Source organism: Betaproteobacteria bacterium, assembly GCA_009377585.1.
Taxonomy (GTDB): domain Bacteria; phylum Pseudomonadota; class Gammaproteobacteria; order Burkholderiales; family WYBJ01; genus WYBJ01.
Map to the genome: position 1 here is coordinate 1 of WHTS01000185.1, position 8,089 is coordinate 8,089.

The window sequence follows — 8,089 nt, forward strand, 5'->3', positions numbered from 1 at the left end:
GCGTCAACCGCAATGTCGAGGGCAAGCAAAGCCCCAGGATCATGCGCTACAGCGGAGGCCATCCAGCCTATCGAGACCATTGCGACGCCGTCGCAGCGGCGGGCTACCGCCAGCTCGCGCTGGCTTAGGAGGGAACACCATGCCGTTTTATGAGAAAGGCGATGTCCGAGTTCGTTACGAGAAAGCTGGGAGCGGCTTTCCTCTGCTCCTCTTCCCCGGCGGCGGTCTGAACTCGCGCATCAGCAATTGTCGCACTGCGGTTTTCAACTCGATGGAGGTATTCAAGGACGAGTTTCGCTGCATCACGATGGATCAGCGCAACGCGAACGGCGGCGAGTCCACCGGCCCCATCCCTGCCGCCAACCATGGGACGCATTTGCCGACGACCAGTTGGGATTGATGGATCATCTTGGGATCAAGCAATTTCTGGGTCTTCTCGGAATCGAGTAGGTAAATTGATGGGGTAAACGTGGCTCGAAGCCGCATGGATATTGGCTTTCAGGCATTTCGGTACGCTCGCCTACCTTCAGCCAGTCGCCTGGCGGGGTCAGTTCTTCAGTGCCGTCGCCTCGAACTTCGCCGCGATCTGGCGCAGCGTCATGCCGTTCTCGATCAGCTCACCAAAGACGCCGCGCACGATGGGGAGCGGACGAAATCCGGAAACACGTACTCGTCCCAAAGTCGCCGTCGTCGCTTCGCTGAATTGGCCATCCCAACATGATTCCGTTTCCAAGTCCCTAGGCCCGGAAGACCGGGCCGTTTGCTATTGGGCCGGTGGGTGTCGCCCGGGAACAACGCTTGCTGAAAGGCGATGCGGTGCCAGTGGCGGCTCTGTGGAGGAGGCGATGAAGACCTACTTTGTTGTCAGGCGTGGCATGGCGTGGTGCGCGCTAACCGAGACCGGCCACCCGCCTATTTCCTCGGAAGACAAATCGCAAATCGTTGCTTGGGCATGCGAGCTTGCGCGCGCCCGCGACGGAGAAGTGTACGTCCACGACGCCATCGGCCGCCTTGAGCGGGTCTACACCTACCAAGGCGGCGTTGAGCGCAAACCGATGCCGTATGCACGCCAATCGCCGGCCCGCTCGCCGGGGCCAGAGGGCGCCGAGGCGTAGCAGAGCTGACCGCTCGACGCTGCTGGCGAAACGCGACGGCTGTGCTCCGCATTTATTGGATGCTGCTGCTGAGCTAATGATCCCTGCGTAAATAATGTCCTATACTTGCGCTCGGAGGTACGCCATGAGGCCGAGCGGAAGTCCAGAAGAGTTGGAACGCCGACGCTTGCGCGCAATCGCGCTGCTCGACGAGGGCGTGTTGCCCTCCGAGGTGGCACGGCGCCTCGGCGTAGATCGACGCAGCGTGCGGCGCTGGAAGGCGGCAGCGCGCAAGCATGGCGAAGCCGGCGTGCAGGCGCGCCCCGCACCGGGGCGACCCTCCAAGCTCAGTGCCAGGCGCAAACGTAGCCTTGAAGCGCTGCTTCTCAAGGGGCCACTGGCCGCCGGCTTTGGCACCGACCTTTGGACCTGTCCGCGCATCGCCGAGGTGATCAAACAACGCTTCGGGATTGAGTACCACGTCGATCATGTCGGGCGATTGCTGCATGATTTGGGCTGGAGTCCGCAGAAGCCGGCACGCCGTGCCGTGGAGCGCGATGAGCATGAGATCCGCCGCTGGGTTCGAGAGGACTGGCCGCGGGTAAAAAAAACGCCTGGCGGCGCGCGGCGGCAATCGTCTTCATAGACGAAACCGGCTTTTTGATGGGACCGCTGGTGCAGCGCAGTTGGGCACCGTGCGCTCAGACACCGGTGCTCATGCAGCGCGGCCGCTCGCGTCTGAAGGTCTCGGTCATCGGCGCCCTCGTGATCTCGCCCCGCCGGCATCGGGTACGAGCCTATTTCGGTATCCAAGCCGACGCGAACTTCGACGGTGAGCGAATTCTTCAGTTTCTCCAGCAGCTCTGCCGGGCGCTGCGCGTACCGATTGAACTGCTCTGGCTGTACGCAAATATGCGCATCGCGCGCTCCTGCGTAGCTTTCCCGCCAAACCATCATGCGCTCGTCGGCGCCATCGCCAACGAATACTCGTGATGCAGCCCACCCAGAACCGATTTCGCGAGCACGAGTGTGCCCGCCGCCAATCGATGCCGGGATTGAGCCGTCGGTATCGCGTCAAGATCCGCTGGAGGATCCGGCACACTAGGACCCAACGCGCTATGCGGTCGCCCACGGTTGTAATGTTCCACCCAATCTTTCAGGATTAAGCGCAAATGCCGCTGAGATATCGGGATCAGCCAGTCGAGGCACTCTCGACGTATCGTTCCGATCACTCTCTCGCATACCGAATTCGCCTTCGGACAGCGTGGTGGTGATTTCAGCACGCTGAGACCCAGCGCCTTGATCGACTCGTCCAGGTGCTTTGCGAAAATGCTGTCCCGGTCGTGAATCAAATAGCGGTAGCGATCCTCGTAGCCAACCACCTCCCGCAATTGCTGCAGGGTCCATTCTGCGCTCGGGTGCGCGGTCACATCGACACGCACCAGCCGGCGGCTACCTTGCTCGATGACAACGAAAACGTAGACCATTCGAAAGGTCGCGGTGACCGCAACAAAGAAATCGCACGCCACGATCGCTCTTGCGTGATTCTTCAGAAATGTAGCCCAGCGCTGATCGCCACGCGGCTGACCGTCCGACCGCTTCGGCATGTACTTCCGCACGGTCCGTGGCGAAATCTGTATTCCCAATTTCACCAACAACTCGCTGGCGATTCGCTCCTCACCCCATACCGGGTTCTCCCGAGCCATCCTGCGGATCAATACGCGTAACTCGACGGGAATCCTCGGTCGGCCAGGCCGGGACTTCCATCTCCAGAACAAGCTCCAGCCCGCACGTTGCCATCGGATCATCGTCTTTGGCTCTACCACGAACAGAGAAGAACTGCAAACGCGATGGCGTCTGCGAGGAGCTGGACAGCGATCTTGATGAGCGCGACCATGCGCCTATCATGCCATGAAGCGCGATGAGCCGGCTATCTCCTCGGGATCGAATAAGTGCGGAGCACAAGCACAGTGTCATCGACAACCGCGGCGGTGCCAATGGCATCATCGGCACGCAGCTCGCAGCCGGAACGGCACCGGACGGCTACACGATTCTGCTTATCTCGGTCTCCTACACCATGAACGCAGCGGTCCGCAAATTGCCGTTCGACGTGGAGCGCTCGTTCGATCCGATCGCGATGATCGGCACCAATAACTAACTGCCTGGTTGTTTCACCGACCGGCAGCCTGAGCACCCTGAAGGACATCATCGCGCTCGCGAAGGCGAAACCCCGGGAAGCTCGCATACGCCTCGACCGGCGTCGGCGGGTTGCGCGATCAGCGCCAAATCAGGGAGGGGCCATTGGATCCAGCGTGATCCGGCCGGTAGTGTTGTGCCAGGACGCGGTGAACGACGTCCTCGTCAATCTCGATACCGAAGGCATGAGAGATCTGCTGGGCGATGCGCACACAGCCGAATCTCGGGTTGCGCAACTTCATCGCGACAATCGCGGCGATGAGCTCTGGGGATGGTCCCTTCGGTCCTGGTTTACGTCGATGACTCGCAGACGAAAAGACGACGCCCACCGTTCGTGAACGAGATCCGCCAGCGCCACCGAGTCGCCCTTGGCTAGGATGGCGGCGCTGATCTTCAGCGCGCCCCGGGACCGCGGTCCCTGGCATGATGTGCAGCGCGATCGCGCGCCATCGTTGCTGCGATCATGCGTCTGCTGCTGTGCGTGACTTTGGTCACTTGTTCGAGTCACATGCGGATGTAATACTCAACGATTGGGGGTTCCCGTGTTGCAGTAACGGATAGGAGCGATCATGTTGCGACAGTCGTGGTGTCAGATGGTAGCCGGTGCGGCGCTGCTCGCGTCATTTCAGGTATCGACGGCAGTTGCCGCCCTGCTGGCATACGATCCTTTCGGAGTAGGGGGCGGACCCGCCGATTACGTGGCCGGAAGCGATGCGACCGGTGTGAACGTACTCGCTGGCCAGAATCCCGCCATCGGCCCGACCGCTTTTTATGCTGGGGGTTGGATACAGTCCGGGGGAGATGCCCAGGCAGTCAGAGATGTCGGGAGTCTCGCCTATCCCAACTTTCCTAATGCAGGAGGACTGGTCACCGACGCGGTCCAGTTCAACTGCTGCTCGTTCGGCCGTTCGGGACGAGAAATCGCAGGAGGACTCGGTTTCGGGCGCGATCGGCGGACTATCTACCAGAGCTTTCTGATCGATTTCGGAACGCAAGGCACCGACGACCCCACGCAATTCGGGAAACGGGCTTACGAGATGTGGAACGGCGGCATAGGCGATTCGTTCCTTGCCGTCGATCTCTTCGTCAATTCTTTCTCGGGCGTAACAGACCTCACGCTGCAGGTGACAACGCCGAGCGGCACCCAATCGCAGCTGGTGAATGGGGGCGGCCTGACGCTCGATGCACTGGCCGGCACACACCTCTTCGTTTTCCGGTTCGATTTCACCCCCATGGACTCTGTGAATCCACTGGCGACCACGGCCGATGACGATCGGCTGTTGGTATATCTCGATCCCACGACCTCGGTCGAGAGCGATTACACGCCGGCGGCGCAGATCGCGATCAACAACTCGGATCTCTTCATCACCCACCACGGTGCGATAACGAACTTCACGTTCTCCGGTGGCGGTCACTGTCCCGGCAAGTTCGACGAGGTGCGGTGGGGCGATATCTTTGCCGACGTGACGCCATTCGGTCAAAACGGCAATGCGGGCTTTACAGACTGCAAGGTCGTCGATGTACCCGAGCCGGCTTCGTTGGGCTTGCTGGCCGCGGGCCTTTTCGGCCTGATTCTGGGACGCCGCCGCGCGACGCGCTGCCTTGGTTGCCGCGGTTGAGGGACCCGCGCTCCGCCCCGGTCTCGTTCCCGTTGCGGAGCGTGAATCGATGTGACTTCGTTTAAAGCTTGATCCTGGACGTCAGCCAGTCTTGCAGTGAATCGCCGAAGAGGTTGCAACGCAAGGCAGTCGTATCGCTGGGCCGCGTATTCACGATGCACGCATTGCTGCGCTTTGCCTCCGCCATCAAGTGCATGAGTTGTGGACTGCGGACCGGGATTTCAGCCGCTTCTCAGGCGTACAGGCGACGAATCCGCTTGTGGACTGAACAGGCACCGCATTCTCTTCCGGGAATTCCGATATCGGAAGGAATTCACGAGAACGCGTTTACGGGCGGTAAGTGACTGACAGGAACGGATCAGACCTCGAATCGCCGTGTTGCGCAAATAGCGGGGATCGCTCTGCTCGCCGTGGGGACGCCAATGGAAACAATTGCTTACGGTCGCACCTCCGCGGGGGGTACGCGGGTTCTCTAGAACTTCTCTAGAAAGCGTCGCGGCTGGACCATAGCGGGTTCACAGGAGCAGGCAGTCTCGTGGGCGGTCTCGTGAAGAAGCAGGAGCCGTCTACGGCCGAGTTGCAAAAGTATGGTCCCGGGTTCCTCGTCAACGGCCGGGTGCTTGTCGTTGTGATCCGGCTGAATGTTGGTGCGCCACCTGTCCTGCACGGACAACTCGCGCGTCGAGTCGGCCAGTCCTCCACCGAACAATTACGCGCAAAGAATTCTTTTTCCAGCTTGGGCGAGTAGCCTTGGGGGGCAGACGCGCGGTCTCCCGTCCGGACAGGTACGCCTCTCACCGCGGCCCCAGAATTCGGCATGTTAGCCTCGCGCAGTGACTCGCCAGCGAGCAGCCCATCGTTATACTGCCCACATGACCGAGCGCGTCGTCCCCTACCGCATTGGACCTAACGTCCTCTTGGTGCACTTCCCGCAGAAGCTGTGCGCCGGACCGAATCCGGTTGAGTATGGCCGCGAGGAGAGAGGCGGCCGAGTCATCGCGTTCCCGATCGGTCGAGCTAAGGCATCGCTCCACACATTAGCTACACCACACGGAGAGGACTGAGCGTCGGAGTGGCCCGATTCCCATCGTGGTCGACAAGCACACCGTAACGGTTGCTCACCACGCCTGTCTTGATTGACCGTTCGAGGTAGCGGCGTTTACCATTCCTGCTGAAACCCGCCTGTCGAGTCGTCCGTGTAACAGCGGTGACCCGCTCAATCTCACTTAGTGGGGCCAGCAGCGCGGGTTTCTCTATTTCGGCGGTTCTCACAGAACAAGTACATTGTCATCCCCGTGTTGTCCAAGAGCTCGGACGACAGCTGCGGTAGACTCGAACCATGGGTTCCGTGCCGCCACTGCTGGCATTTCTACTGATGACGTTCTCAGGCTGGGTGCATCGACGCCAGCTGATCGGCATCCAGGTTCCTTCAAGCCGAGAACCGGATGTTGAAGGAGAGGCTTCGGGGTAAGCGAATCAGGTTCACCGAGGCCGAGCGGACACTCCTGGCTCGAAAAGCAAAGGCAATCGGGCGAAAAGCGCTGCTGGAACTCGATACACTGGTTTCCCCCGATACACTGATGCGGTGGCACCGGCGGCTGGTCGCACAGAAGTGGGACTTCAGCAAGCGACGCAGCCCGGGACGTCCCGGCATCATGCGCGAGCTCTCCGATCTGATTGTTCGTATAGCCGGGGAGAATCCAGGCTGGGGGTACACGCGCATACAAGGCGCGTTGATGAATCTCCGCCATGAGGTGAGTCGAGGGACCATCGCCAACGTGTTGAAGCGCAATGGCATCGAGCCTGCACCGGAACGCAGCAAGCGCACGACGTGGTCGACCTTCCTGAAGGCCCATTGGAAGGTTTTTGCTGCCAGCGACTTCTTCAGTGTGGAGGTGTGGACGCAGAGGGGACTGGTTACGCACTACTTGCTGTAATCACCTTGGCCGACCGAGTTATCCATATTGCAGGTATTACCACCCGGCCGGATGAGACGTGGATGCTTCAAGTTGCTCGCAATCTGATCGACGCGGATAGCGGGGCGCTTGCGTCCAAGCGCTACCTTATTATCGATCGAGACGCCAAGTACACAGGCCGTCTTGATCGCCTTGGTGAACCGAGTCGATGCGGATGAACCCAGGACGCCCTTCGGGGGCGGGTGCACGGCGCTGGGCGATCGGGATCGAATAGCCGCGCGTCTTGGTCCAATGCCGGCGCCGTTGCTGGTAGGCGCGCTGAGCGCGCAGGTTGTACAGGTGCGAGATCGAGATGGACGCCAAGCGCTCGTAGCGCGGGTCGCCGAAGCGTTCGTAGGCCCGTTGCATGATCAGCTTGGTGGCCGGGCCAGACAGCGTGCTGTGCAGCGCATCGGTGGCCGCCAGCAGCGCTACGTCCAGAGCCAGGAACCGACGCCCAAAGCCCTTGGCCGGGGCGCAGTAACGCTTGCTGAGCGCCTCCCCGTCCAAGACTCGGCTGACGAGCCGGCGAAGTTGCGCCCGAGAGTAGCCACTGGTGCGCAGCAGGCAGGCGAACACCACCGCCTTGTCCGCCCGCGGCAGCAACCGATAGCCGAATCGGCGCACTACCGCAGTGATGAAGGCATAGCGCTGGGCGTCGTCGGCAGCGTGCTCGAACCGAACCTCGCATGTGCCCTCCAGGAAGCCGCGCAGTTGCGCAATCGTAGATAACTTCGTTTCGTTCATGTCGATCACCATGGTTTCGATGATCGATCCAAACCTCAGCCTTCAGGCTCATACCTCGTTGGAAACACGACCAGGCTCATACCATGTTGGAAGAGACGCCGACTTCAGTGTCTGTGCATACACATGCTACTTTGGGTTGCTAGCACCAAAATCAGCGCACCGAGCGTCTGTGACCACAATGTTACACCTCGCATGTTCCTCCCTCTGCCACGGTAACATAACGCACGTTGCGATATCCAAATGGAAGAAAAACCGGTACGCTGTAGCCGTCCTTCGCGAGACGCGATCCATTAGCTTGAAGGTACCTTGTCAACGCGTGTCGAATTGAGTGTGACAGCCATTCAACTACCGATGCAACCGACATTCACTAGCCTGGATTTCCACGGCTCAGGATTAGCCTAACACGGCCGAGGTCACTGGGCCGACTTTCTCCCTCTGTAGCCGCTCGCTATTTCCTGGCCATCCGTTCACCGATGGT

The 8,089-nt window shown here is 60.5% G+C and carries 10 protein-coding genes; 7 read left to right on the forward strand and 3 right to left on the reverse strand.

Going from position 1 to position 8,089, the window contains the following annotated elements; translation table 11 throughout:
• The first annotated feature begins 139 nt into the window (after positions 1-139).
• Positions 140-400, forward strand: coding sequence for a hypothetical protein (locus tag GEV05_29465; protein MPZ47419.1), 261 nt, complete (start codon positions 140-142; stop codon positions 398-400).
• Between the two features lie 147 nt (positions 401-547).
• Here GEV05_29465 and GEV05_29470 read toward each other — a convergent pair whose 3' ends face one another.
• Positions 548-733, reverse strand: coding sequence for a hypothetical protein (locus GEV05_29470; protein ID MPZ47420.1), 186 nt, complete (start codon positions 731-733; stop codon positions 548-550).
• A 112-nt stretch (positions 734-845) separates the two neighbouring features.
• Here GEV05_29470 and GEV05_29475 point away from each other — a divergent pair, with 112 nt between their 5' ends.
• The 3 genes from GEV05_29475 (at position 846) to GEV05_29485 (ending at position 2,087) form a co-directional block, all read left to right on the forward strand.
• Positions 846-1,115, forward strand: coding sequence for a hypothetical protein (locus GEV05_29475; protein ID MPZ47421.1), 270 nt, complete (start codon positions 846-848; stop codon positions 1,113-1,115).
• A gap of 94 nt (positions 1,116-1,209) precedes the next feature.
• Entirely contained in the window at positions 1,210-1,740 is a 531-nt protein-coding gene (locus tag GEV05_29480; protein MPZ47422.1) for an IS630 family transposase, read from the forward strand.
• Positions 1,741-1,757: 17 nt separating this feature from the next.
• A complete protein-coding gene (locus tag GEV05_29485; protein ID MPZ47423.1) occupies positions 1,758-2,087 on the forward strand; it encodes a hypothetical protein in 330 nt (109 codons plus the stop codon).
• Here the strand turns inward: GEV05_29485 and GEV05_29490 are convergent.
• Positions 2,048-2,902, reverse strand: a complete 855-nt coding sequence (locus GEV05_29490; GenBank protein MPZ47424.1) for a transposase — start codon at positions 2,900-2,902, stop codon at positions 2,048-2,050. The two genes, GEV05_29485 and GEV05_29490, sit on opposite strands and share 40 nt — an antisense overlap.
• Before the next feature lie 113 nt (positions 2,903-3,015).
• Between GEV05_29490 and GEV05_29495 the strand changes: the two genes are divergently transcribed.
• The 3 genes from GEV05_29495 (at position 3,016) to GEV05_29505 (ending at position 6,846) form a co-directional block, all read left to right on the forward strand.
• Positions 3,016-3,252, forward strand: a complete 237-nt coding sequence (locus GEV05_29495) for a hypothetical protein (protein ID MPZ47425.1) — start codon at positions 3,016-3,018, stop codon at positions 3,250-3,252.
• 607 nt (positions 3,253-3,859) lie between these two features.
• On the forward strand, positions 3,860-4,909 hold the full coding sequence (locus GEV05_29500; protein MPZ47426.1) for a PEP-CTERM sorting domain-containing protein: 1,050 nt from the start codon (positions 3,860-3,862) through the stop codon (positions 4,907-4,909).
• A gap of 1,445 nt (positions 4,910-6,354) precedes the next feature.
• Positions 6,355-6,846 (forward strand): hypothetical protein, encoded by a 492-nt coding sequence (locus GEV05_29505; protein ID MPZ47427.1) that lies wholly within the window; start codon positions 6,355-6,357, stop codon positions 6,844-6,846.
• Positions 6,847-6,975: 129 nt separating this feature from the next.
• On the opposite strand, the gene GEV05_29510 is transcribed toward GEV05_29505, so the two are convergent.
• Entirely contained in the window at positions 6,976-7,623 is a 648-nt protein-coding gene (locus GEV05_29510) for a hypothetical protein (GenBank protein MPZ47428.1), read from the reverse strand.
• Positions 7,624-8,089 lie beyond the last annotated feature (466 nt).

What these genes read in the sequence shown, in the direction of transcription:
- GEV05_29465 (MPZ47419.1), top strand. Translation starts at nt 140, where the DNA reads ATGCCGTTTTATGAGAAAGGCGATGTCCGAGTTCGTTACGAGAAAGCT.
- GEV05_29475 (MPZ47421.1), top strand. Translation starts at nt 846, where the DNA reads ATGAAGACCTACTTTGTTGTCAGGCGTGGCATGGCGTGGTGCGCGCTA.
- GEV05_29480 (MPZ47422.1), top strand. Translation starts at nt 1,210, where the DNA reads ATGTCCTATACTTGCGCTCGGAGGTACGCCATGAGGCCGAGCGGAAGT.
- GEV05_29485 (MPZ47423.1), top strand. Translation starts at nt 1,758, where the DNA reads ATGGGACCGCTGGTGCAGCGCAGTTGGGCACCGTGCGCTCAGACACCG.
- GEV05_29490 (MPZ47424.1), bottom strand. Translation starts at nt 2,902, where the DNA reads ATGATCCGATGGCAACGTGCGGGCTGGAGCTTGTTCTGGAGATGGAAG.
- GEV05_29495 (MPZ47425.1), top strand. Translation starts at nt 3,016, where the DNA reads ATGAGCCGGCTATCTCCTCGGGATCGAATAAGTGCGGAGCACAAGCAC.
- GEV05_29500 (MPZ47426.1), top strand. Translation starts at nt 3,860, where the DNA reads ATGTTGCGACAGTCGTGGTGTCAGATGGTAGCCGGTGCGGCGCTGCTC.
- GEV05_29505 (MPZ47427.1), top strand. Translation starts at nt 6,355, where the DNA reads ATGTTGAAGGAGAGGCTTCGGGGTAAGCGAATCAGGTTCACCGAGGCC.
- GEV05_29510 (MPZ47428.1), bottom strand. Translation starts at nt 7,623, where the DNA reads ATGGTGATCGACATGAACGAAACGAAGTTATCTACGATTGCGCAACTG.